The sequence below is a fragment of the Chitinophaga eiseniae genome (assembly GCF_900167135.1).
Taxonomy (GTDB): Bacteria; Bacteroidota; Bacteroidia; order Chitinophagales; family Chitinophagaceae; genus Chitinophaga; species Chitinophaga eiseniae.
The window spans coordinates 168,795-192,303 of record NZ_FUWZ01000003.1; the positions used below are offsets into that span (position 1 = coordinate 168,795).

23 protein-coding genes are annotated in these 23,509 nt (G+C 50.9%); 7 read left to right on the forward strand and 16 right to left on the reverse strand.

The window, feature by feature from the left end; translation table 11 throughout:
- Positions 1-38: 38 nt before the first annotated feature.
- Together B5D63_RS19435 and B5D63_RS19440 are read right to left on the reverse strand one after the other, a co-directional pair.
- Positions 39-338, reverse strand: coding sequence for a hypothetical protein (locus B5D63_RS19435; RefSeq protein ID WP_078670510.1), 300 nt, complete (start codon positions 336-338; stop codon positions 39-41).
- 24 nt (positions 339-362) lie between these two features.
- A complete protein-coding gene (locus tag B5D63_RS19440) occupies positions 363-1,616 on the reverse strand; it encodes an ABC transporter permease (RefSeq protein WP_078670511.1) in 1,254 nt (417 codons plus the stop codon).
- Between the two features lie 102 nt (positions 1,617-1,718).
- On the opposite strand from B5D63_RS19440, the gene B5D63_RS19445 reads away from it, so the two are divergent.
- Positions 1,719-3,302 carry a peptide chain release factor 3 gene (locus B5D63_RS19445; protein ID WP_078670512.1) on the forward strand — a complete coding sequence of 528 codons (1,584 nt, stop codon included), beginning with the start codon at positions 1,719-1,721 and terminating at the stop codon, positions 3,300-3,302.
- Between the two features lie 74 nt (positions 3,303-3,376).
- Here B5D63_RS19445 and B5D63_RS19450 read toward each other — a convergent pair whose 3' ends face one another.
- From B5D63_RS19450 to B5D63_RS19475, 6 genes are all read right to left on the reverse strand, one after another.
- Positions 3,377-3,868 (reverse strand): hypothetical protein, encoded by a 492-nt coding sequence (locus B5D63_RS19450; protein WP_078670513.1) that lies wholly within the window; start codon positions 3,866-3,868, stop codon positions 3,377-3,379.
- Entirely contained in the window at positions 3,840-5,762 is a 1,923-nt protein-coding gene (locus B5D63_RS19455; RefSeq protein ID WP_235021589.1) for a menaquinone biosynthesis decarboxylase, read from the reverse strand. Before B5D63_RS19455 ends, B5D63_RS19450 begins: the two co-directional genes overlap by 29 nt.
- Before the next feature lie 104 nt (positions 5,763-5,866).
- A complete protein-coding gene (locus B5D63_RS19460) occupies positions 5,867-6,184 on the reverse strand; it encodes a hypothetical protein (protein ID WP_078670514.1) in 318 nt (105 codons plus the stop codon).
- Between the two features lie 686 nt (positions 6,185-6,870).
- Positions 6,871-7,734 carry a type IX secretion system protein PorG gene (gene porG / locus B5D63_RS19465; protein WP_078670515.1) on the reverse strand — a complete coding sequence of 288 codons (864 nt, stop codon included), beginning with the start codon at positions 7,732-7,734 and terminating at the stop codon, positions 6,871-6,873.
- A gap of 175 nt (positions 7,735-7,909) precedes the next feature.
- A complete protein-coding gene (locus B5D63_RS19470) occupies positions 7,910-8,257 on the reverse strand; it encodes a DsrE family protein (RefSeq protein WP_159456079.1) in 348 nt (115 codons plus the stop codon).
- A 49-nt stretch (positions 8,258-8,306) separates the two neighbouring features.
- The gene (locus B5D63_RS19475) at positions 8,307-8,666 is read right to left on the reverse strand and encodes a hypothetical protein (protein WP_078670517.1); all 360 of its coding nucleotides are present in this window, start codon (positions 8,664-8,666) and stop codon (positions 8,307-8,309) included.
- 371 nt (positions 8,667-9,037) lie between these two features.
- Between B5D63_RS19475 and B5D63_RS19485 the strand changes: the two genes are divergently transcribed.
- On the forward strand, positions 9,038-9,964 hold the full coding sequence (locus B5D63_RS19485) for a helix-turn-helix transcriptional regulator (RefSeq protein ID WP_078670519.1): 927 nt from the start codon (positions 9,038-9,040) through the stop codon (positions 9,962-9,964).
- Positions 9,965-10,090: 126 nt separating this feature from the next.
- Here B5D63_RS19485 and B5D63_RS19490 read toward each other — a convergent pair whose 3' ends face one another.
- Entirely contained in the window at positions 10,091-11,182 is a 1,092-nt protein-coding gene (locus B5D63_RS19490; RefSeq protein WP_078670520.1) for a family 20 glycosylhydrolase, read from the reverse strand.
- Positions 11,183-11,313: 131 nt separating this feature from the next.
- Here B5D63_RS19490 and B5D63_RS19495 point away from each other — a divergent pair, with 131 nt between their 5' ends.
- Positions 11,314-12,456, forward strand: coding sequence for an AI-2E family transporter (locus B5D63_RS19495; protein ID WP_143312994.1), 1,143 nt, complete (start codon positions 11,314-11,316; stop codon positions 12,454-12,456).
- A gap of 68 nt (positions 12,457-12,524) precedes the next feature.
- Here B5D63_RS19495 and B5D63_RS19500 read toward each other — a convergent pair whose 3' ends face one another.
- From B5D63_RS19500 to B5D63_RS19520, 5 genes are all read right to left on the reverse strand, one after another.
- Positions 12,525-15,644 carry an efflux RND transporter permease subunit gene (locus B5D63_RS19500; protein WP_078670522.1) on the reverse strand — a complete coding sequence of 1,040 codons (3,120 nt, stop codon included), beginning with the start codon at positions 15,642-15,644 and terminating at the stop codon, positions 12,525-12,527.
- A gap of 18 nt (positions 15,645-15,662) precedes the next feature.
- Positions 15,663-16,775 (reverse strand): efflux RND transporter periplasmic adaptor subunit, encoded by a 1,113-nt coding sequence (locus B5D63_RS19505; protein WP_078670523.1) that lies wholly within the window; start codon positions 16,773-16,775, stop codon positions 15,663-15,665.
- Between the two features lie 18 nt (positions 16,776-16,793).
- A complete protein-coding gene (locus tag B5D63_RS19510; RefSeq protein WP_078670524.1) occupies positions 16,794-18,074 on the reverse strand; it encodes a TolC family protein in 1,281 nt (426 codons plus the stop codon).
- A gap of 71 nt (positions 18,075-18,145) precedes the next feature.
- Complete coding sequence (locus B5D63_RS19515) at positions 18,146-19,516, reverse strand: sensor histidine kinase (protein WP_078670525.1); 1,371 nt, start codon at positions 19,514-19,516, stop codon at positions 18,146-18,148.
- A gap of 2 nt (positions 19,517-19,518) precedes the next feature.
- Positions 19,519-20,214, reverse strand: a complete 696-nt coding sequence (locus B5D63_RS19520; protein WP_078670526.1) for a response regulator transcription factor — start codon at positions 20,212-20,214, stop codon at positions 19,519-19,521.
- Between the two features lie 164 nt (positions 20,215-20,378).
- Here B5D63_RS19520 and B5D63_RS19525 point away from each other — a divergent pair, with 164 nt between their 5' ends.
- The 3 genes from B5D63_RS19525 to B5D63_RS19535 are packed head-to-tail and all read left to right on the forward strand — an operon-like array spanning position 20,379 to position 21,905.
- Positions 20,379-20,936: a GNAT family N-acetyltransferase gene (locus tag B5D63_RS19525; RefSeq protein ID WP_078670527.1), complete on the forward strand. Its 558-nt coding sequence runs from the start codon at positions 20,379-20,381 to the stop codon at positions 20,934-20,936.
- A 17-nt stretch (positions 20,937-20,953) separates the two neighbouring features.
- Positions 20,954-21,451 (forward strand): GNAT family N-acetyltransferase, encoded by a 498-nt coding sequence (locus B5D63_RS19530; protein ID WP_143312995.1) that lies wholly within the window; start codon positions 20,954-20,956, stop codon positions 21,449-21,451.
- A gap of 40 nt (positions 21,452-21,491) precedes the next feature.
- Positions 21,492-21,905 (forward strand): EamA family transporter, encoded by a 414-nt coding sequence (locus B5D63_RS19535; protein ID WP_078670528.1) that lies wholly within the window; start codon positions 21,492-21,494, stop codon positions 21,903-21,905.
- A gap of 37 nt (positions 21,906-21,942) precedes the next feature.
- Here the strand turns inward: B5D63_RS19535 and B5D63_RS19540 are convergent, their stop codons facing one another.
- Positions 21,943-22,599 carry a helix-turn-helix transcriptional regulator gene (locus B5D63_RS19540; RefSeq protein ID WP_078670529.1) on the reverse strand — a complete coding sequence of 219 codons (657 nt, stop codon included), beginning with the start codon at positions 22,597-22,599 and terminating at the stop codon, positions 21,943-21,945.
- A 168-nt stretch (positions 22,600-22,767) separates the two neighbouring features.
- On the opposite strand from B5D63_RS19540, the gene B5D63_RS19545 reads away from it, so the two are divergent.
- A complete protein-coding gene (locus B5D63_RS19545; RefSeq protein WP_078670530.1) occupies positions 22,768-22,971 on the forward strand; it encodes a DUF6965 family protein in 204 nt (67 codons plus the stop codon).
- A 22-nt stretch (positions 22,972-22,993) separates the two neighbouring features.
- Here B5D63_RS19545 and B5D63_RS35795 read toward each other — a convergent pair whose 3' ends face one another.
- A complete protein-coding gene (locus tag B5D63_RS35795; protein WP_078670531.1) occupies positions 22,994-23,224 on the reverse strand; it encodes a helix-turn-helix domain-containing protein in 231 nt (76 codons plus the stop codon).
- Between the last annotated feature and the right edge of the window lie 285 nt (positions 23,225-23,509).

Here is a 23,509-nt window from a genome sequence, read left to right on the forward strand (position 1 = left end):
GGGAATACTCCCGCCTCTTCGCATATACTTACTATCCATTATTTCGTTTCCTCAATGCATTCTATGCGCACTATCCGGCCGCTCATACAGGTCGACGCCCGGTCCTTCAGCTCCATAAAGTCGAACCTTACCGCCTGCCCCGCCCTCAGGGTAAACCCCGGAACGGCAAACTCTGCCGGCTGCAGTAAAACGCCACCTTTCATCTCGATCATCAGCCCGCAACCGTCAATACCGCTCAAATCCTTTACCACACCGGCATACCGGCAACTACTGACCGGGGGCGACGTCTTGCACGCTGCAAATATAAACAGAACCGCGCATAGGGACACTGTTTTCATACCAGATTATTTGAGGGATGATCATTAATTACTCCTGATGGCCACCACCGGGTCCAGCTTACTGGCTGACCAGGCAGGTATAAAACCCGCCAGCACCCCGACCACCGCAGAAATAGACAGCCCCAGAATAACATTGTTCATAGACAGGTACATCTGGAACGTACTGGCCAAATTTATGACAACTGTACAGAGATATACCAGCAGCAACCCTAAAGATCCCCCGATAAGACATAAAACAACGGCTTCCATGAGAAATTCAGCCAGAATAATACCCCTTCTCGCTCCAATGGCTTTCTTCAGCCCGATAATACTCGTCCGTTCCTTCACCGAAACGAACATAATATTGGCAATCCCGAAGGCGCCCACGATCAACGCAAAAACGGCAATAAAAAAGCCCCCCACATTAATAGCGCCGAAGATGGAGTTCAGGCCCTCACTGGCGGAACTGATCTCGTTTAGGGCAAAATCGTCTTCCTCCCTCGGTTTCAGCCGGTGCGACGCCCGCAAAGTGCCCCGCAGCTCGTCTTTCAGCTGGTCCATAGACACATTGGCCCGCGCCTTCACCTGGATATAAGGATCTGCATACCGCCGCTCGTCTACCAGCGTCCGGGCAAACCGGTACGGCAACATGATCGCATTATCATAGTTGGGCCCGCCGATCATGCTCTCCCCCTTTTTCTTCAAGACCCCAATGACTTTCACTTCTCGTCCCATCACGCGGACTAACTTGCCCAGCGCCTGCTCCGGCGACCGGAACAGGCCGTCCCAGATGGTAGCCCCCAGGATGGCCACATTGGAGCCCCCATTACTTTCCGTATTGGCAAAGAAACGTCCCTGCACGATCGCCATCTGCTGTATCTTGTCAAAATCATTGCTGACGGCCATTATCGTCACCCCCTCCATATAATCGTCCCCAAATTCCACCTTCTTGCCGGAAACATCGAAATTAAAAGCCACATAACTCGCACTCTGCACCTTGTCCTGGATAAGCCGGAAATCCTTGTACTCCGGTACCGGCCGGTTCATATATTTCCACCACGGGTACTCCCCGTTACCACCCCATGGCCACTTCTGAACGTAAATAACATCGTCTCCCAACGCGGCAAGGTCACTCCGGATGTTCCTCTCCAGGCTGTTGGTGAGCGTAAAAACGGTAATAATGCAAAAAATACCAATGGTGACGCCCAAAAGCGACAAAAAAGTACGCAGCTTGTTCACCCGCAGCTCATCAATCGCCATCTTCAAACTGGTCAGCAATATTTTAAGGGTAGCAATCATATTCCAAATTTAACGGATTTATAGGCACGCTCCTTGCCAATAAACACGAAATATAGCCGGAAAAAAAATTTAGTTACCTTTGCAGCCATTTTTTGGTTCTATATGAAGTACGCTAACGAAATAAATAAAAGAAAATCCTTTGCTATCATCGCCCACCCGGATGCCGGTAAAACCACGCTGACAGAAAAATTCCTCCTGTTCGGCGGCGCCATCCAGACGGCCGGCGCGGTGAAATCCAATAAAATCAAGAAGCACACCACTTCCGACTTCATGGAAATTGAACGGCAAAGAGGTATCTCCGTAGCCACTTCCGTTATGACCTTCGAATATCGCGATATCCTGGTCAACCTCCTCGATACCCCCGGTCACAAGGACTTTGCGGAAGATACCTACCGTACCCTCACTGCAGTGGACAGCGTGGTACTGGTGATCGACTGCGTAAAAGGGGTGGAAGAACAAACCGAAAGACTCATGGAAGTATGCCGCATGCGCGACACCCCCGTGATCATCTTCGTCAATAAAATGGACCGCGATGGTAAATACCCCTTCGACCTGCTCGATGAACTGGAAGAAAAACTAAGCATCCGCGTAAGACCCCTCAGCTGGCCCATCAACATGGGTAAAGACTTTAAAGGAGTATACAACCTGTACGATAAAAGCTTCGTGGCCTTCCAGCCCAATAAAAAAGCGACCGACGAAGATGTGGTGCCCCTCCCTGACCTCTCCAGCAATTTCGTGGACGAACACTTCGACACCAAAGACGCCGCACAGCTGCGTGGCGACGTGGAACTGATCGAAGGCGTATACGATCCGTTCGACAAAGAAGAGTACCTGCAGGGCAAACTCGCACCAGTGTTCTTCGGCAGCGCTGTCAACAACTTCGGCGTAAAAGACCTCCTGGACACCTTCGTGGAAATAGCTCCCACACCACGCAACCGCGAATCCAGCACCCGCGAAATCGACGTGCAGGAAGATAAGTTCAGCGGCTTCGTCTTTAAAATCCACGCCAACCTGGACCCACGCCACCGCGACCGTATCGCCTTCCTGCGCGTATGCTCCGGCAAATTCGAAAGAAACAAATTCTACCACCACGTGCGCCTCGACAAGGATGTGCGCTTCAGCAATCCCTACAGCTTCCTGGCCCGTGAGAAAAATATCGTGGACGATGCCTATCCCGGCGACGTGGTAGGCCTGTTCGATACCGGTAACTTCAAAATCGGCGATACCCTCACCGAAGGAGAAGACTTCTATATCACCGGTATCCCCAGCTTCTCCCCTGAACTGTTTAAGGAACTGGTCAATAAAGACCCGATGAAAACCAAACAGCTCGAAAAAGGTATCCGCCAGCTGACAGACGAAGGCGTTGCCCAGCTGTTCACCCAGCACGGCGGCAACCGCAAAATCATCGGCTGCGTAGGCGATCTCCAGTTCGAGGTAATTCAATACCGCCTGCTGCAGGAATACGGCGCCGCCGCCCAGTTCAACTCACTGCCATTCTATAAAGCCTGCTGGATCACCGGCCCTAAAGACAAAATCGAGGAATTCATCCGCTTCAAATCCGCCAACATCGTGGAAGATAAAGACGGACACCTCGTATACCTGGCCCAGTCAGAATGGTACCTCAATACCGAAAGGACCAACAACCCGGACATACAGTTCAACTTTACGTCTGAAATCCACAAATAAACGTACAGCATATACGAAAAAAGCGAAGACCTTCCGGTCTTCGCTTTTTTCGTATATACTACCAGGTGATTGTCTCAATCAGCTTTCCGATACGGGAAAATATACTCTTCGACCGTCCCGTCCCGCTCTCCTACCACCTTGGCATCCATATGCTCCTCGTCCGTAAAACGGTAAGTTACTTTCCGCGGGAAGTCATTTGCCGGATCTTCCGCTACAAAACCGATCGCCTTCAACACCCGTACCTTCAGCCGGATCGGCGTAGTCTCCATACGACCCTCATAAACGGGAATGAAAAAGATATCGTTGCCCTGACGCACCAGCTCAACAGACTGCTGCAGCGTGGTGTCTGTGCCGTTTACCCGCCAGGTCCTGCCGGTCCAGGTAGAGTCATTGGTACGGGACCATGTCTCCAGCACAGAACCCAGTTTGGTTTTCATTCTCCAGGTACCGGCCAGCCTGTCCAGCATCCTGAAGTCGGCAGGGCGTACCTGCGCGGCAGCGGAAATACTGCCTGTCAACAGCAGCAACAGCACCACGCTATTGCTCCACCACTGCTTCTTCGCCATATATCTGATGTTTGTATTTGAGAGAAGGAGAAGCCACAAAAGGTCCTATTTGCAGGTCCTTCCAGAGGGTGTCCACTTTACGGATGGTCGCATCGTCGGCCACGATAATATTGGGCCAATCGCGCTCGAAGTTGTCCAGCAGCCTTGTTTTCAGCGTGCCGTCCATGCCGATGGCGCCAATATAGCGGCCATTTTCAGCAGGCTGGCGTACCACGAAACTATCGCGCTTAGGGTCCATATTATTACAGAAGCGCCACAGGGCGGAGGCCAGGTCGGTCACGTCCACCGTGTGTTCCACATACAGCACCATCTTAATGCCCGCCAGCGCCGGTAAGGTATACAGCTGCTCATTCAGCTCCCTTACATGGAAAGGCCGGTTCTTCTGCACCGATACCAGGATACAGGGGATGTCGATGGCCAGCAGGCTGCTGTTGATCCCCCTGATCTCGGGGAACTGCTGCATGATGGCGGCCCCGTCCAGCATTTTGGGCGCAGGCGCTTCCTGGTAGGTGTTGTCGGTTTCCTCCTCGTATTTCCGGGTGCCATCTATACACATCTTACCGCCGAAGCCCATTTTGGAGCAGGAATGGTCCAGCACGTCCATGGGGCCCTGGCTCAGGTAAATGTCCGTAGCCGGGTTGAGGTTGCGGAATACATACTGCGCCAGTTTTTTATAGTCGGTGATGCTTTCGCCTTCGTCGCTCACCACAAGGATTTTATTGAACATCATCTGCCCGGCGCCCCACATGGCATTCATCACTTTCTGCGCCTGTCCGGCGTAGTCTTTTTTGATCTGTGAGATCACCAGGTTGTGAAACACCCCTTCCACCGGCATTTCCATATCGATAATCTCCGGCACCAGCGTCATCTTGATGGGCGCCAGGAAAATACGTTCGGTCGCTTTACCGATCCAGGCGTCTTCCTGCGGAGGGATACCTACTATCGTGGATGGATACACCGCATCTTTACGGTGAGTGATGGCCGTCACATGAAAACGGGGATACCAGTCGGCCAGCGAATAGTAGCCGGTATGATCACCGAAAGGACCTTCCCAGATGAGTTCTTCGCCGGGGTCTACATATCCTTCTATGACAAAGTCCGCGTCTGCAGGTACTTCGATCTCCGGCTGGCTGATACATTTCACCAGTTCCACTTTTTTCTTACGCAGGAAACCGGCCAGCATGTATTCATCCACGTTTTCCGGAAGCGGAGCGGTGGCGGAATAGGTATAAACCGGGTCGCCGCCCAGGACTACGGCCACGGGCATACGTTTGTTCAGTTTTTTATATTCCATGAAATGTTTGGCGGAGACCTTATGTTTATGCCAGTGCATACCGGTCATATCCTTTTCAAACACCTGCATACGGTACATGCCCACGTTACGGCTGCCGGTCAGGGGATCTTTGGTATGGATCACCGGAAGGGTAATGAAAGGGCCGCCATCCTTAGGCCAGCAGGTAAGCACCGGTAGTTTGCCGAGGTCGGGATTGGTCATCACCACTTCCTGGCAGGCGCCTTTTCCGCTTACTACCTTCGGCATCCAGGAGGCGAACTGTCCCAGTTTGGGCAGCATGGCCAGTTTGTCCAGGATGCTCTCTTTAGGCCTGGACAGCATCTTAAACAGCGCTTCAATCTCCTTCGATACGTCGTCCAGCTCCTGTACGCCCAATGCCATGCACATCCGTTTGTAACTACCCATAGAGTTGATCAGCACCGGAAAATCGTAACCGGTATTTTCAAACAGCAGGGCTTTGCCGCCACCGGACATTTTACTTACCCTGTCGGTGATTTCCGCTATTTCGAGCTTCGGGTCTACATAGGTGCTGATGCGCAGCAGTTCGCCTTCCTGTTCCAGCTTCTCTATAAAATGCCTGAGATTTTTATATGCCATCATTAATTTATCTAATAACCAATGAACAAAAGTAAACATACCGCGCCGCAATAAAAAATGCCCCCCGGAATAAACCGGGAGGCATCTCATTTATTTGTTCTCAGTTATCAATTGACGATAGTGACGCCGGCGTGAAACACAGCTCTGGGCCGCGGGGCGTAGTAAGGTCTTGGTGGCGGCGGCGGAACGGGCACAGGTACCGGGTAATAAGCCGGTTCTGCATATACAACCCTTCTTCTCGGACGGTAGTAATCATCGCGGCAATCCCTGTCTCTCCAGTATCTCTTTTCCCACTTGTCGTAATGTTTGTTGTGGCCATAACCATGGCCGTGACCATGTCCTCTTCCGCGGTCCCAGCCTCTCTGGGCGTAGGTAGTAGCTACGGTACCACCCAGCAGCAGCATCATCAGCAGTACTTTTTTCATGTTTCTTGGTTTTTGTTAAGATTGGTTGGCAAATAAATGTTGTAGTGTGTTACATGTTATACAGTGTGACGACGGAATTAGCCGCATATTGGGCACCAGGATATCCGGCGTAGCTGTACCTGTGTTTATGGTGTTTGTATTTCTTGTAATGTTTCCGGTGAGGCGGCATCGGTGGACGCGGGGGCCTTGGCGGCCGGTGTACATGATGCGATGGCCCTGGTGGTCTCGGCGGCAACGGCGGCCTTGGCGGTAAAGGCGGATGCGGAAGATGCCTTGGAGGCGGCGGCGGAAGTGGTGGAGCCGGTGGCCGGTGTTGTGCGGAAAGGTGGATCGTTCCTGCCAACATCATCACAGCCGCTGCATATATTATCTTGTTCTTCATGACACTTCGATTTGACCTTACAGGAGAATGCATACCAGCTTATTTTACAGTTCGGTGTTTTCCTACTCTCTCCGCGATTTCTGAACCATACTTTCAGCTACTTTAAGCTGGTTTTTGCGATTCTTTACCTGTTTAAACAGATAAAACCAACAACTATGCCAATAATCCCAATCCCTTTACCACAAAAGAAATCCCGGCTTTATTGGGCCGGGATACAGTTTATAAATGGACTTTATTGGGGGTTGAAAGTCGGAAAAACGAAAACAAACTCTATGCCATAACACAACATAGATGGCCGTCACCGTTACCGGAGTATCGGGCACCGGGTAGCTTTTACCTTGCCCCAGCCGCTGCCGCCGCCAAGGCGGTAAGTGATGGTAAAACCGGAAAAGGCATACCAGTCTTTGTATTTATTGGAACCGCGTTGTGTGCCGTCCGGCGGATACACCCCGGGGGTCTGTTTACCGGACAGTTCGTCGCCACGGAAAGCCATATCCACCGCTTTCTGGCCACGGTACGCCAGCAGCGTGTTCTGGTCCACATAGTTGGTGCTCACATCATCGAGATAATCAGTGGTAGTGGGTCGCAGCCCTATTTCAAAACCGAGCGTCCATTTGTCATTGAGAATAGCCTTCACCCCTGCTCCCATCGGGAAAGACCAGGCAAAAAGATCATAAGGCTGCCGTTGCGGATACTGTGGAAGCCCCTGCCCTTCCGTGCCAAGGGGACGTAAACGAACTTTGTTACCAGAGATATCTTTCGCGGTAGGATCAAATCCAAAACCACCCACGCCAATAAACACAAAAGGAGTAAATCCTTTTTCATCAAGGTCAAGGAAATTGAACTCAGCAATCAGGCTGCCTTCGAAAACATGGCTTTGGAAGCTAAGGTTACGGGCTACTAGACTAGCCTCGGCATTAGTGCTGTCAGCCGCAGCGGCAATGCCCCAGGTAAAACCGGCCCTCAGCGTCAGGTAACGGTTAATGTCTTTTCTCACCAACAGGCCCAGTGCCGGCCGGGTGTATTTCAGGTCTACCTTCTGTTGAACAAGATCACCGCTGTAGTTGGAAATACCGGCAAAAGCACCTACATGCCAATCCTGCGCGAAGCTAAAAAAGGGTACTGCCATGGATAACAACAGTATTCCGGCAAATTTTCTGAATTTCAAAGTATTTTGGTTTTAAGAGGTTAGTCCTGCTCTATTTAACGTCCTAATTAACAGTTTTATTTGGTGAGCTCACTGTAAAAAAGTCCGCATCCCCGAATAAACTATTAAAGATGTAAAAATAAACTAATAAACCAATTAAGTAATACGCTGTGAAAAAACAAATATGAAAAACAGGTCAGCAACGGATATAAGCCCAACCCTCCGCCTGCCGCTCCACCAGGTGGGCCACCGCAGCGGGCACCACTTCCACAAAGGGCAACAGCTGGTCCATCTTCAACTGCCTGCCATTGATCGTATTCTGGCAGATCAGCCAGCTCACCGACCGGGCATGCAGCTCCTCTACCTTGCCGGCAAAAGGATTATCAGCAGTAAACAATAACGGATAAGCGTCGCCATGCACGGCTACCTCCACGGTTATACGGGATTGCCGGTCATGATAATACTGTAACAGGTTGTGAAGCTGGCCTAATAAAGCTTTCTGCGCCTCCGGGGCGGCCGCAGTGATCTGAAAAATAACTTGCATGTGAACAAACCTACTGAAATACAGGTAAATACAAACAAAAAATACCCGGTTATATATCAGAGATGTCATCTTCCTCTTCCGGAAAAGCGCTGCCGGAATGACCGCGCCCCCGCGAAACACCGGCATTCTGCTGTAACGCCTTGTACCTGCGGGACGCCTCGCGCAACTGAAATACCAGCGTGGCAGAACGGATCTCCTGCTGATGCAGGTTTACCTCCGCTAACAATAAAGCTTTACGCTGACGTACCATGACCATCCAGCATACCAGCAACAATATCCCCAGCAGCAAAAACAAGGGCACCAATATGTAAAGCGCCAAAGCTGTACCATCAACAGTAGCCTGCGACGGTGCTGTGCCTTCCCGGATAGTATCCCGGCCGGCACAACCCCACAACAGGATCGGCAACATAAAGTATCGGATGGAAATGGAGCGTTGCAATGTCTTTTAATCGTGGTTACCTGGCATTAGCCTATCACTGAAATTACCAAATCAACCGGATGAAAACTTGTCCAATCTGGTTTTTTTTACCCCCCCTGCAGTGGGTAAAATCGGGGGGAATTCAATAGCAAAAAACCCACATATGATTAAAATAAATACACTTTTCGGTTATACAACACTGGTTATCAACCTGAAATTTTTTTTCTCAAAAAAACAAACAGGTTACCACCAAAAAAAATTAACTTGGAAGATAACTTTAATACATCCGTGCCTATTTTTTTCAAGGACAAACTATAAGGACAAGCGAATCACCCATCCCGTGAAGTAACCAAAAATCGAGTATGTCAAAATCTGCTGTTATCACCAAACAACAACTGGAACATCTTGCCCTGCAGGGAATGTCCTATGCTGACGATCACGTTGGCGACACCTTCAGCATCAAAGATGTCTCAGATCGTCTTGGTATCTCTTATTCCTATTTCTATCACAACTTTGCGGATTACATGGGAGAGCCTTTCTGGCACTATGTAAAACGTCACCGCCTCGAACTGTCCGCCGGCCTGCTGCGCCATAGCGGCCACTCTATCGGTATCATCAGCGATCTATGCGGATACGCCACTACGGCGGCTTTCAGCAAGGCTTTCAAACAACACTTCAAGGAAAGCCCCAAAGAGTTCCGTCGCATCGCAGAACTACCCAACGAAAAAAGGACCATCCAGATCATCGAAACCATCACCGCCTCCGCCGGCACAGATATCTTCGGGAACTTCTTCCGGTACGACCGCGGCGAAAGAGTACAACTGCCCGACTCTGTACTGTACTATACCCTGCTGTCCCGCGGTCAGAACCCGATCGGTGAAATGATCGCCAAAATGAACCAGTATTACAACGCTATCAGCAAAATACTGGGACAAATAGAAATCGCTACCGCTAAAATCATCACCGGCACCCTCGATTCCGTTCCGGTGACAGACTACGAGAAAATATCCATCTACGCCGGCCTCAGCATACCATTGCATGCCGCCGCTGCCCACCAGCATATGGAAACGAACTACGGTTACCTGATGCGAAAACGTATCCCCGGCGGCACCTACCTCCGGCTGCCCGTTCCCATGGACTTCGCCACCGCCGGCATCCCGATGTATAACTTCATCAATCAGAACTGTAAAGAAGGTAATTTCAAAATGAGCGGCAATCACTTCTTTATGGTGCTCAACGGCACCACCGCCTGCGAAATATATATCCCGCTGCTGCGGAAACATTATTAATCCATGGGGCTACGGGGTTATTCAATTCCTTAGTCACTGCTAAAAGCACAGGGCTTGCCAATGAGGCAAGCCCTGTGCTTTTTCATGTTGAGAGAGGTACTTTCTTACATCACGAAACGTACGCTGCTACTTCTTAAAAACAGCGCGGAAACAGTTGGCGCTTGTATTCACCGTATCTGCCTGCTGTTTGCCACGGCCATAGAACTCTTCGAGGAAATGACCGGCGTCCGACCATACCGTCTGCATCATGCCCTGGTAACGGGGCTTCATCTCCGGCGTGGCGGAACTGCGGAAATCGTACATGTCTTTCAGCTGCGCCACGGCGTTATCGGGCTTGCGCCACGGACAGGTAATCACCTGAAGCCCTTTGGATGCGAAGTAAACCGGCGACTTGTCAGGACGCTCGTAATGCCAGTCGCAGATCATAATGTCTTTAGGCACAAGATCAACAGCACGATGCGTATTGTTCATACTCGCTTCCCACATACCCATACCGGTGGTTTTACCATCCAGCAGACGGTCGCCCCAGATCCACAAGGTACGGCCCTTCTGTGCCAGGTGATTACGGATCTTCCATACCTCTCCGGCATACAGCTCCGCTTTGTCACGGCCGCCACAACGCGGGCATTTGTCCTCCCCGAGATAAAACACCTCATCCATACCGGCATGAAAAGCAGTGGCCTCAAAAGCGTCCATCACCTCGTCCACCAGTTCAAACACCACTTTATGCACCCCCGGATGCAACGGGCAATAGCTTTTGCAATACAGGCCGTCGGCATTAGGCCACTCATATTTAGCTGGCATCTTCACCCAGGGGGTTTCGTCAAAATCAGGATATACCTTCAGCAGGTTCATCGTAGTGCCAGCCCACGACTGATGCCCCAGCAGATTGATCTGCGGGATCAGCCGGATCTGGTGTTGCCGGCACACCTGCACCAGCTCCTTCACCTGCGCTTTGGTCAGCGCGCCGGGATCACGCAGCTCAGGATGAGAGGTATACTCATAGTTGAAATCCACCCGCAGCACCAGCGTGTTGATATGCCGCGGCGCCAGTTCTTCGCGGATAAATTTCAGGAAAGGCGCCAGACCGGCGCCCATAGGCGCTGCAATACAAAAGCCACGCACGGGCAAAGTATCTTTCGGTAAGGCATTGGAAGAAGATGGGTACAGTACAGTGCTGCCCAGCAGCAGCAATAGCATGGTCAATAGTTTTTTCATAAAGGGCAATTTTTTCCGACGTTTCGGACAAAATAACAAATGCATCGCTTTTTATATAGTGAAATCCGGCATTAGATAATTTTACATGCAAAAACATATGATTTTTAATAAATTTGACTAAAAGCAAATCCATGACCGAGTTTAAGCTCCCTTTTAATGCGAGGCTTACGTTTACCCTGTTATCGCTTATTTTACTGGTATACATCGCCCATATGGCCAGCAGCATCATCATCCCGCTGCTGTTTGCGTTTCTCATCTCCATCATGCTGCTGCCGGTAACCTACTTCCTGGAAAAACGCAAATTTCCCCGGGGATTGGCCGCTGCCGTCGCAGTACTGCTGTTTATCATCGTCATCCTGTTGATCATGCTCCTGATGGGCACCCAGATGCAGGCCTTCATCGCGGACTTCCCCCAGCTGGAAAGAAAGCTGCTGGACACCGTCACCTCCCTGCAGGAATGGATCGACCACCGGTTCCATATCAGTTCCAACGCCCAGCTCAGCTACCTGCAAAAAGCAGCACTGGGAACACTCGGCACAGCTACCAGCTTCATCAGCCAAACCTTCCTCTCCCTGTCTTCCCTGATCGTGTTTGTGGTGTTTGTACTGCTGTATTCTTTCTTCATGCTGTTTTACCGTAAGCTGCTGGTGACTTTTCTCGTCAGGCTCTTCCAGGAAAAACACCGCGACACCCTGCTGGACGTCCTCGCCCGCACCCGCTTCATCATCAAAAGCTATGTCGGCGGCCTGATGATAGAAATGGTGGTAGTAGCCTTTCTAAACACCGCCGTATTCCTGATACTCGGCATCAAATACGCCATACTGCTCGGCGTTATGGCCGCTATCTTTAACATCATCCCCTATATCGGCATTTTTACCGCCCTCATCATCAGCATGCTGGTCACGCTGACTACGGGCACGCCTATATCAGCGTTACAGGTAGGCATCGCGCTCTTCCTGATCCACCTGCTGGACAGCAACGTGCTCCTGCCCCGCATCGTAGGCTCCAAAGTGAAAATCAACGCGCTGGTGACCATCGTTGGCGTAGTCATGGGTAATATGTTATGGGGCATACCCGGCATGTTCCTCGCCATCCCCATCATCGCCATCATTAAAATTGTATGCGAGAGCGTGGACTATATGAACCCGTGGGCCATCCTCCTGGGAGACGAACAGGAAGAAAAAACTAAGAAAGTGAACCAGATAGCCGAACAAAAAGGCCAGCCCGGTGTGAACGATATCTCAGAGAGCCCTGCATCGCCCGAAAAAAAATAAATACTAAAAAGCCGCGGAAGACCAATGCTCCGCGGCTTTTCTCATTTATAAAACAACCAACTCAACTGCTACGCTGCTGCTTTCCTTAACATCCTGCGATATACCCAGTAAAACACAATCGGGAAGATAAACAGGTTGAACAACGTATCGGTGATCAAACCGCCAATCACCACACGGGCCAGCGGCCGCGCCGTTTCGGCCCCGATACCATGACTCATTGCAGCAGGCAGCAACCCGATAGCCGCCATCATCGCCGTCATGATCACAGGCCGTATCCGCGACTCCACCCCGTCCCTGATGGCCTCCGCCAGCGACGCATCGGAGTAGGGATGGATACTCCGGATATTCGTTTTGAACTTCGTCAGCAGGATCACCCCGTTCTGCACACAGATACCAAACAATGCAATAAACCCGATACCGGCGGAAATACTGAAATTGATACCGGTCAGCCACAACGAAAAAATACCGCCGATAATAGCAAAAGGTACATTGTTAAGCACCAGCAAAGCGTCTTTCATCCGTCCGAAGAGAATAAAGAGAAACAGGAAAATCAGCAACAGGCTGATAGGCACCACCTGCGTCAACCGGTGGGTGGCGCGTTGCTGGTTCTCGAAATCGCCCGCCCACTCCAGGAAGTAGTTCTTCGGCAACGCCACCTGTTCATTTACCTTCTCCCGCGCTTCCGCAATGGTACTGCCCAGATCACGGCCACGGACTGAAAACTTGATCGCACCGTAACGCTGGTGCTTGTCCCGGTAAATCATACTGGGCCCCACAATATGACTGATATCGGCAATCTCCTTCAGCGGGATCTTGTTGCCCCGCAAAGTAGGGATCGTCAGGTTCCCGATGGCCACCTCATTCTCCCGGAAGTTCTCCGGGTAACGGATACGCAGGTCAAAATTCTTCTCCCCTTCATAAATTTTAGTGGCCGCTTTACCGCCGATCGCCATTTCAATCACTGAATTGGCGTCTTCCGTTGTAACGCCATAAAGCGCCATCTTCTGTTGGTCCAGGTTGATGCGCAACTCCGGCTGGCCAATATTGCGCAGGATGCCCAGGTCCTCAATGCCCCTGACGGTTTTCAGGATTTTTTCTATCTGCTCCTCGTGTTTCTCTACGGTCTTAAAATCATCGCCAAAAAGCTTCACCACAATAGATCCTTTCACTCCCGACACCGCCTCCTCCACATTGTCCATGATGGGCTGGGAAAAATTGAGTGTTACGCCGGGCGTACCGTCCAGCTTCGCATTCATCCGGTGAATGAGCGCTTCTTTGGAGATCCCGCTCTTCCACTGGTCCTGCGGATAGATGTCCACGTGAAACTCTATGTTGTAGAAGCCCGTGGCATCAGTACCGTCGTTGGGACGGCCCGTCTGCGACATCACCTGCCTCACCTCCGGGAAGGTCAGGATTTTCCTGCGCATTTCATTGGCCACCCTGACCGACTCCTCCAGGGAAGTGCTCAGCGGCCCTGTCGCCCGGATGTAGATCGCGCCTTCATTGAGCTGCGGCAGGAACTCCGTTCCCAGGAAACGGAAGCAATACAGGCCCACCACCAGCACCACAATGGAAAAGGTAAATACCACACGGCGGTGATGAAACGTATAGTTAAAAATGCGCGAAGTAGCACGGTGTATAAAGTCAAGGAAGAAATTATGTTTCTCCTTCACATTCTTACGCAATAACACGCTCGCCATGGCTGGCACCAGGGTAAATGTCAGTATCAGCGCGCCTAACAACGCAAAGCCCAGTGTCCATGCCAGCGGGGAGAACATCTTCCCTTCCACTTTCTCAAAAGTAAAAATGGGCAGTAAACCGGTGATGATGATCAGTTTGGCAAAGAAAATACCTTTACCGTTTTCCATACAGGCTTTCCGGATCATGCCCAGCTTGCTCTGGCGGTTGAACCGCTCCATGCCCACCTGGTGCGCCTTTCTGTCCAGCATCACAAAGATCCCTTCCATCATCACCACAGCGCCGTCTATAATGATCCCAAAGTCAATGGCCCCCATCGACAGCAGGTTGGCGCTCATCCCTTTCAGTTTGAGGCAGATGAAAGCAAACAGCAATGACAACGGTATCACTACGGAAACAATAATGGTAGTCCGCCAGTCAGCCATAAAAATGAAGACGATCACCGTCACGAAGATGATGCCTTCGATCATATTGTGGAGCACCGTATGCGTGGAGAAGTCGATGAGGTCTTCCCGGTTATAGAAGGTCTTAATCTTCACATCCTCCGGCAGAATGCGGGTATTCAGCGTTTCTATTTTTTCCTTCAGCGCTACGATCACATTGGCAGGGTTTTCTCCCTTGCGCATTACCACGATCCCTTCCACCACATCATGATCGCGGTCGCGGCCCACCTGCCCCAGACGGGGCAATGCGGCGATGGACACGTCCGCAACGTCCTTCACCAGGATAGGCGTGCCGCCGATGTGATCTACGATCACGTTTTTAATCTCCTCAACGTTGTTCAGCACACCAATGCCGCGCACAACATATGCCTGGGCGTTTTTGACGATCACATCGCCGCCTACGTTGATATTGCTTTTGGAGAGCGCCTGAAACATCTCCTGTGCGGTAATATCGTACTGTACAGCCTTGTCCGGGTTCATGGTCACCTGGTAAATTTTAACTTCGCCACCGAAGCTTACGATGTCCGCCACGCCAGGCACGGCCAGCAGATTACGCTCCACCACCCAGTCCTGCAGCGTTTTCAGCTGTTCGATATTAAGTTTGCTGCTCTCCAGCGTGTAACGGTAAATCTCGCCGGTAGGCCCGTAAGGGGGCTGGATCTCCGGCTCCACACCATCCGGCAGTCCTGCGGAAGCGATATTGTTATTTATCTGCTGTCGGGCAAAGGTATCGTCCACCTCATCGTCGAAGATCACCTTCACAACGGACAGTCCAAACAGGGATGACGAACGGATATGCGTTTTTTTCTGCGCCCTGTTCATGGCTATTTCAATGGGGCGGGTCACAAATTTCTCTACTTCTTCCGCGCTGCGGCCCTGCCACTGGGTGATGATGGTCACGGTGGTATTGGTCACGTCCGGGAAAGCGTCCACGCCTATCTGCTTGAAGCTGACATAGCCCGCCACGGCCAGAATGCCCGCGGCAAAAAAGATGAAATATTTGTTCTTCAGGGAAAAAGCAAGTAGCTGCTTAATGAATCTGTTCATAATGCTGGCCTTTAGGGTTTACTGCTGATCGCTCAGTGTGTCATAAATGAATACCTGGCGGGAGGCGATGATGCGCTCCCCTTCTTTTAACCCGGAGGCGATATACGTACGGTTATCCACTGTTTTGGCGATTTGTATTTCGCGGATGGCCACACCCGGTTTGGCTGTAGTCAGCACCAGCACATAGTATTTGTCATGGTCGAAAATAATACCGCGGGAAGGGATGCTCACCATATTGGAATCCACGTGGCGTTTGGCTTTGGCCCGTACAAACATTTCCGGCTTCAGGAAAAAGCCGGGATTGTCTACAATCACCCTGGCTTTCATCACCTTGGTCTCCGGGTCCAGTACATTATAGATTTTGTCTATTCTGCCGGTAAAAGTTTTATCGGGATAGGACAAGGTAGACATCTCTACCGGATCGCCTTCGCGGATACCGGAAATATCAGATTCAAAAACATTGATCATGGCCCATACGTCTTTGAGATCGGCCACCACAAAAATGGGGTCTGTATTGTCCGGCCGCCATTGCATGCTTTCAGCTGCCCGCTTGCTGATCACGAACCCCGGTACCGGCGCTTTCACCATGTAGCTGGTCTGATGCGCGCCGCCGTTAATTTCCAGTACGGCGCTGGATTTGTTGTAGGCCGCTACTGCCTTGTCATAGTTGCTTTTGGCCTCTTCGTAGTCCTTCTGCGAGTTCAGCCCGCTTTTGTAGAAAGACTCCGCTACTTCCATGTTGCGTTTGGCAGTCGCCATATCGCTGGCGGTTATACGTTGATCGGCGGTAAACCCCGCCATTTCAGGACTTTTGATCACGGCAAGGACCTGCCCCTTCTGTACAAAATCGCCGGAATGTACTTTCACTTCGCTGACGATACCGCTGACCATTGGGAAAATGCGGGCAGTCTTGTCTTCGTTTTCACTGATTTTTCCGGTCAGCAGCATTTCGTTATCGGCGGAGGCGGTGGTGGCAGTATCCACCACCAGCGTGCGAAGCAGCGAATCACTGAGCGCCCATCGGCTTGTCTGTTCTGGTGCCGTTTTGCTGCCGCAGCCGGTGAGGATAATGCCCTGAATGGTGATAATAAAAACAGCTGCAGGTATATAAAGCTTCTTAATGTTTTGCATGATGCTGGTGTAATTTGATCAAAGGTGGAAGATGGAAGCCCCGGTAGCGAAATTGATTTGCTCCAGCGCATTGAGTCGGTTGTATTTGAGTTCATTCATTTTGAGCACGTTGCTGCGATAGGCATCATACAGGTCTATGAACTCCAGTAGTCCGAGATGATGCAGCCCATAATTTTTTTCTACTTCGTGCATCATGGTAGTATATTCTTCCTCGAAGCCGGGATCGAACTCCTGCAGCAGCTTTTCCGTTTTCAGCGCCTGCTGCAGGCTGTTCATAACATCATGCTCCAGCTGGTCCTCTGTGCCGTTGAGCTGAATTTTGCTGTTTTCCAGTTCAGCTTTCGCCATTTTAATATTGCCCTGGTTGCGGTTAAAGAAAGGCAGCGGCATAGAGAGGTTAAGACCATTGTAATTTCTTTCGAAGTTGCCCTGTTTATCATAGGAGAAGCCCAACTGCACATCTGGTACGGCGAGAGACCGTTGCAGGCGAAGGTTCATATGGTTGTACTGCACGTTCTCCTGCGCTATTTTAAGATCGTAGCGGTTGGCTTTGGCGGTATCCAGCAAGGTCTGATAAGACAGTGTGCCTGCAGACAGCTGCGGCACCGGGTCAGGCAGCTGCGGCTGAATGCTGACAGTAGCAGGCACACGTATCAGCAGCGCCAGGTCGGACTGTGTCTGCTGAATATCTTTTTCCAGCTCCAGCGCGTCGTGCTGCAGGTCGTACAGCAGGGACCTGATACGGATGATCTCTTTGGGTGCAATATTGCCCATGGCCTTCTGCTGTTCGAAGACCTTGACGATCTGGCGCAGGAAAGCGATCTGGCGGCTGAAAGTTTGGAGGGACTGCTGTTTGTAGTAGAGGTCGTAAAAGTTATCGTGCAGGGAAAAACGGAGGGTACGCAGCAGGTCGAAGAACTGGTATTCTGTCATCCGTACGCTGCTTTGGGCCAGCTTCACCGCTTTGTTGCGCTGGCCGGCGATCTTGAACAGCTGCTCTACCTGCAGTGTGTTTTGTCCTTCGTAGGAGAAGTCGAACCACTTTTTGGTGGTATGGTTATACAGTACATTTTCAACGGTTACCTGCGGATTGTCCCACAGGCGGGCGGTGATCACTGCTGCTTTGGCTGCATCGATATTGAATTTCTGCGCCAGCAGCGGGATATTTTTCTGAAGAAGCTGCGTTTCGGCAGCCGGCAGCGTAAGTTTGAGGGTATCCAACGGCTGCGCATGTACGCAGCAGCTCCATAGGACGCCCATCAGTACAGGGAAGGCTTGTAATGCTAGTCTGATCGTCATACAACTTTAATTTTCGTTGCAAAGATGACGACGGGCTATTAGGCACTCATTAGAACGATGTTAAAACCAAATTAGATTTTACCGGCTGCGGGAAAAAAGATGTTAAAGGTGGTGCCTTCTCCCGGTACGCTGCTGACGGTGATGGTAGCCTGGTGGAGCTGAAAGATGCGCTGGGCCATGGCCAAACCGATGCCGTAGCCTGAAAACGTATAGGCGTTACCGGCACGGTACAGCGGGAGGAATATTTTATCCAGTTCGTCGGGAGCGATGCCGATGCCTTTATCGCTGACGGAGATAACGAGGCAGTTGGCATCGCAGCTCAGACGGAGGCTAACGGGTTGGTTATACGAAAACTTGAAGGCGTTGCGGACAACGTTCTGTAATGCCAGCATCAGCAAAGGGCGGTTGCCGCGGATAGTCAGCCGGGAGGCGTCTTCCGGGAGATGGCCCATGACTACGTCTGCCTGGTGGGACGGCGTTTTATATTGCCAGTGTTCCTGTATCTCCCACAACAGCTCGTCGAGCCGTATCTCTTCCGTATTGGCGGGGGTAAGGATCACGTCTACCCGGGTGAGTTGTAAAAGCCCGTCGGTGATCAGTTTCAGCTTCTCCGACTCGTCCAGCACGGTACCCAGCGTGGTGATGTATTCCGCTTTGTCGCGCTCCCGGTGCAGCGTGACTTCTATCTCGCCGATAATAGTGGTGAGGGGTGTCCTTAATTCATGGGAGGCGTTGGACACGAAGGAACGCTGCAGTTCAAAGGCTTGTTCGAGGTGTTGCAGCAGCTCATTAAAATTACCGGCCAGTTCGTCGATCTCATCTTTGTTGCGGCCTTGTTCCACCCGCATGTGCAGGTTGTTGGAACGTATTTTTTTCACCTGCCTGTTGATGCTCTGGATAGGCTGCAGCGCTTTGCTGGCAAACCATTGGCCCAGCAGGAAGGTAACAATCAGGGATACACAGAGCATGATGACCAGTATCAGCGCGAGATACTGCAGCTGTTGTTCGCCGGCTTTGTTGCGGGCTGTTACGATCACCACAAAGTCGCCCTGGTTGTCCGGATAAAACATGCCCAGGCCGTACTTATCCCTGAAAGTGAAGCGGTAGGTACCGGATTTACGGATGGTATTCAGCAGGGAGAGCGGCCAGTTGTATTTTATCTTCTCCAGGAAAACGGGTTGATCTTCCTGGTCGTAGATGTTACTGAATTCATCGGGGATGCTCTGGCGGTAGCTTTTTTCTATCTCGATGAATTTCTTTTTGGTCAGTTCATCTTTTTCGAGGTACACCTGGGCGGTGACCAGCGCCCTTACCTGCAGCAGTTTATAGAAGCTGTTCCGGATATACTGGGCGGACAGCAGGTATATCAGGATGAACACACCGGTAAGAATGATGCCGGTGATAAGGGTAAACTGCAGCGATAAACGGTGTCTTATTTTCATAGCTATTGCTGCCAGGTGCTTTTAACTTTCATGACGTAGCCCATGCCCACCACTGTATGGATCAGCTTTTCACCGCTGAAGCCTTTTTCGATTTTGTTACGGAGATAGTTAACGTATACATCGATAGTGTTGGTGCCGGTATCGAATTCCAATCCCCATACTGCCTCGGAGATGAGTGCGCGGGACAGTACTTTGCCTGTATTTTTCAACAGCAGTTCCAGCAGGGCGTATTCTTTGGCGGTGAGGGTAATCTCCTGCCCTTCTCTGCTGGCGGTTTTAGACGTTGTGTCCAGCCGCAGGTCGGCCAGCGTAAGTATTTCTTTTTCCTGTTGGAAGTTATTCTTACGGCGCGACAGGGCGTTGACGCGGGCCACCAGTTCGGAGAAGTGAAATGGTTTGGCCAGGTAATCGTCGGCGCCGGCGTTGAGGCCATCCACAATATCATGGGTGGCGCTCAGGGCGGTGAGCATCAGTACCGGCGCAGTGACGTCGCGCGTACGGAGGTGTTTGCAGATGGTGAGACCGTTGATGCCCGGCAGCATGATGTCGAGTATGATCAGGTCATAGTCCTGTTCCAGTGCGGCCTGCTGGCCCCGGAGGCCGTCCGTGTATACGTCCACCTGGTGATGATGTTCTTCCAGTCCTCTTTTAATAAAGGCGCCTACTTTGGATTCGTCTTCTACAACCAATATTTTCATACTTGAGGTATTATTGTACTATGATCTATGCAAAAGTAGGAATGTTTCCTTTGGCAGGCATTAAAGCGGGATTAAAACATCCGATTTGAAAATTTGAAAATTTTAAAATTTAAAAATTTTCAAATTGGTTTAGTTTTGCAGCAACCTAAAACAGGCACCGTATCATGCAACAACCCATCCTAAGTACAGCACAGCTGGTGCTCCGTCCGATTACAGAAAAAGATACCGCTGCTTTGTTCTCCCTCTTTTCCAATGAAGAAGTGACCCGGTACATGGACATCGACGCCTTTTCCAATATTACAGAAGCGACCCAGATCATTACGTTTTTCCGTGAACGTTGGGAAAAACAGGAAGGAATGCGCTGGGCCATCACTTTTAAAGATAAAGATGAACTCATCGGCACCTGTGGTTTTCATCACTGGAACAAAACGCATTATAAGATAGAGCTGGGATACGATCTGCAGCCGGCATACTGGGGCAAGGGCATTATGACCGAAGCGGTTCCGCTGGCGCTGAAGTTTGTATACCAGGAGCTGCAGTTCAACCGGGTGGAGGCGTTTGTGGACCCGTTGAATGCCGCGTCGTCCCGTTTGCTGGGGCGGCTTGGCTTCCGCCATGAAGGGATGCTGCGCGATGCTTTCTTTGAAAAGGGACAGTTTGTGGATGCGGACCTGTACAGTTTACTTCGCCGGGAATACGACCGGGAAACTATCTGGCAATAATTCTTTTTATCAGACATATGATGCATTTGCAGTACCGGGATGCGGTCCCGGAAGATTTACCACAGATTGTCGGCATTTATAACAGCACCATAGCCGGCAGGATGGTGACGGCCGACACTTCGCCGGTGACGGTAGAGAGCCGGCAGGCGTGGTTCCGGGCGCACGATCCGGAGCGCCGTCCTTTGTGGATGGTATATGATGGCGCAGTGCTGGTGGGCTGGATCAGTTTTTCCTCTTTTTATGGCCGGCCGGCATATGACGGCACGGTGGAGGTGAGCATTTACCTGGCAGAAAGCGCCCGTGGCAAGGGGTACGGCAAGGCAGTGCTGCAGCATGCCATCGATGTGGCGCCGCAGTATGCGATACACACATTGCTGGGCTTTATTTTCGCACACAATGTTCCCAGTCTGAAGTTGTTTGCCGCCAAGGGTTTTACGGAGTGGGCGCATCTCCCCGATGTGGCTGTTCTGGACGGGCAGGCCCGGACGCTGAAGATATTAGGTCTTAAAGTATAGGCAATCGTTCTTTGCTCATCATTTGTAATTCATATTGCTCATGTGGTGGATATATGCTTTGTTATCGGCCGCTTTTGCTGCGTTGACAGCGATTTTCGCCAAGATCGGCGTGGCGGACGTGCCTTCCAATCTGGCCACGGGTATCCGTACCATTATTATTTTGCTGGTCGCGTGGGGTATTGTGCTGGCGAGAGGAGAATATAAAGGGGTGACGCTCACGCGGCATACGCTGGTGTTCCTGGTATTGTCGGGGCTGGCGACCGGCTTTTCCTGGATATTTTATTTTAAAGCGTTGCAGATGGGCAAAGTGTCGCAGGTGGCGCCGGTAGACAAGCTGAGCGTGGCGTTGACCATTATCCTGGCGGCGGTTTTCCTGCACGAGGCGATTACCTGGAAAACGGCGATCGGGGCCCTGTTGATTATTTCGGGCACACTGGTGCTAATCATCAAATAACAAATGATTGGATATAAGAAGGTAACTGCCGGGGACATTAAACGGCAGGGACTGTGTTAGGGATGATTTTGTAAACACAGCGGCGGGCGCCATTGATGATATGGTCCAGGCGTGTCACCTGTACTTCTTCGCCGATGACGCTGATGAAGGTGTTCATCTCTGAGGTACAGATATTGTCGCAGGTAGCGGCCGCGCAACAGATCGGGCAGTGGTTTTCGATGAAGAGGAAGATATCCCCTTCTTTCCGCCATTCCGCCAGGTATCCTTCACCGGTGCGGATGGCCGCAAAGGCAGTCAGCCTGTTTTCGATGCCGGTAACGCCTGCCAGGGCGGTATTATATTTATCCTGCTGGTTCTTTTCACGTGCGAGAATGACATTGGCCAATGCTTCCGGCCCCAATACCGTTTTAATGGTCTGGATAATGTCTACCGTGAGTTCGGTATGGCTGTCCGGGAAGCGGGCATTGCCAAGCGGGGTCAGGCTCCATATCTGCATAGGGCGGCCTACGCCTTTAGAGATACTTTCAAACTGCAACAAGCCCTCTTCTGCCAGCTTTACCAGCTGCAGACGGGCGCCTTCCGTGGTGATACCCAATTCACCAGCCAGTTCGGCAGCAGACAGGGGGCCCTTGGTCTTGATGAGCATCAAAAACCTGTCAGCGGCATTTTTGGTTCGTGTTGGATATTTTTCCAAGTTATTACTTGTTTTATTGTAAATGTCGTAATTTTAATTGTAAATACCAAAACGCTGTAGCATAGCGGCTTCTACAATGTTTTTTTACACTTATGTCTAAAACTATGTCCATGTGTGATTTGGGAAAGGGCGAATATAGGCTATATTTGTCGAAACACGACGACAGAGATGACAGCACAAGAATGGGAAGAATACTTTTCTGGCAAGACGCTCCCGCCGGAAATTAAGCTGGACGATGCGACAGTAATTAAGGATGTCCGCAAATGTATAGAAAGCCACATAGCGGTGGTGAGGAACAGCCAGAACAGCACCTTTGCCGGATTTGAGCAGCGGCTCAAACGAATACAACAACACTTAGAGCAGCAGGGCTAAGATCACGATAAGTTAAGATAGTTCAGCGATACAGGGCTTTCGTGAGATCTGCTATTGTTGTCTCCAGGGCCTCGGCTATTCGGTAAAGCGTGTAGACGCCTAACTTCTTTTTGCCCTTCTCGTATTTAGAAATATTACTCTGATCCAATCCTGTAGCCGCTTCTATGTCGGATAACGACAATCCTTTTGCCTCTCGGCAACGTCGTATCTCAGTACCAATTCGCGTAAATATATCCTGCTCTTTAAGTTCCACAGTGGGAAAATGGCAGAATTATTTAACTATTTCATAGGCCGATCGACCCATTTTCAAAAAAAATGTTATATTCGGTTATCTTTGCCTCCCCAAAAAAACATTACGAGGCATCGCTTTTTACCTGTTACTCGCCGACCAGCATTTTTAAAGGAAACAGGAAAAGAAGTGAGGCCCGCGACCTTTGTGCGCGGGCTCTTCTTTGTCCGTTTCCTTGCTTTGGTCGGCGAGTGCGGGCACTGTAAGAGACCCGCGCTTTTTTTGTTTCCCGCGCGGAGTTTTAACCCG

Excerpts from the sequence above, each read along its gene's own strand:
- B5D63_RS19455 (WP_235021589.1), bottom strand. The coding sequence starts at position 5,762 with ATGATGGCATATAAAAATCTCAGGCATTTTATAGAGAAGCTGGAACAG.
- B5D63_RS19460 (WP_078670514.1), bottom strand. The coding sequence starts at position 6,184 with ATGAAAAAAGTACTGCTGATGATGCTGCTGCTGGGTGGTACCGTAGCT.
- B5D63_RS19535 (WP_078670528.1), top strand. The coding sequence starts at position 21,492 with ATGTGGTGGATATATGCTTTGTTATCGGCCGCTTTTGCTGCGTTGACA.
- B5D63_RS19485 (WP_078670519.1), top strand. The coding sequence starts at position 9,038 with ATGTCAAAATCTGCTGTTATCACCAAACAACAACTGGAACATCTTGCC.
- B5D63_RS19445 (WP_078670512.1), top strand. The coding sequence starts at position 1,719 with ATGAAGTACGCTAACGAAATAAATAAAAGAAAATCCTTTGCTATCATC.
- B5D63_RS19525 (WP_078670527.1), top strand. The coding sequence starts at position 20,379 with ATGCAACAACCCATCCTAAGTACAGCACAGCTGGTGCTCCGTCCGATT.
- B5D63_RS19505 (WP_078670523.1), bottom strand. The coding sequence starts at position 16,775 with ATGCAAAACATTAAGAAGCTTTATATACCTGCAGCTGTTTTTATTATC.
- B5D63_RS19490 (WP_078670520.1), bottom strand. The coding sequence starts at position 11,182 with ATGAAAAAACTATTGACCATGCTATTGCTGCTGCTGGGCAGCACTGTA.
- B5D63_RS19440 (WP_078670511.1), bottom strand. The coding sequence starts at position 1,616 with ATGATTGCTACCCTTAAAATATTGCTGACCAGTTTGAAGATGGCGATT.
- B5D63_RS19530 (WP_143312995.1), top strand. The coding sequence starts at position 20,954 with ATGATGCATTTGCAGTACCGGGATGCGGTCCCGGAAGATTTACCACAG.
- B5D63_RS19495 (WP_143312994.1), top strand. The coding sequence starts at position 11,314 with ATGACCGAGTTTAAGCTCCCTTTTAATGCGAGGCTTACGTTTACCCTG.
- B5D63_RS19515 (WP_078670525.1), bottom strand. The coding sequence starts at position 19,516 with ATGAAAATAAGACACCGTTTATCGCTGCAGTTTACCCTTATCACCGGC.
- B5D63_RS19435 (WP_078670510.1), bottom strand. The coding sequence starts at position 338 with ATGAAAACAGTGTCCCTATGCGCGGTTCTGTTTATATTTGCAGCGTGC.
- B5D63_RS19450 (WP_078670513.1), bottom strand. The coding sequence starts at position 3,868 with ATGGCGAAGAAGCAGTGGTGGAGCAATAGCGTGGTGCTGTTGCTGCTG.
- B5D63_RS19500 (WP_078670522.1), bottom strand. The coding sequence starts at position 15,644 with ATGAACAGATTCATTAAGCAGCTACTTGCTTTTTCCCTGAAGAACAAA.
- B5D63_RS19475 (WP_078670517.1), bottom strand. The coding sequence starts at position 8,666 with ATGTTGCCGATCCTGTTGTGGGGTTGTGCCGGCCGGGATACTATCCGG.
- B5D63_RS19470 (WP_159456079.1), bottom strand. The coding sequence starts at position 8,257 with ATGCAAGTTATTTTTCAGATCACTGCGGCCGCCCCGGAGGCGCAGAAA.
- B5D63_RS19520 (WP_078670526.1), bottom strand. The coding sequence starts at position 20,214 with ATGAAAATATTGGTTGTAGAAGACGAATCCAAAGTAGGCGCCTTTATT.
- B5D63_RS19545 (WP_078670530.1), top strand. The coding sequence starts at position 22,768 with ATGACAGCACAAGAATGGGAAGAATACTTTTCTGGCAAGACGCTCCCG.
- B5D63_RS19510 (WP_078670524.1), bottom strand. The coding sequence starts at position 18,074 with ATGACGATCAGACTAGCATTACAAGCCTTCCCTGTACTGATGGGCGTC.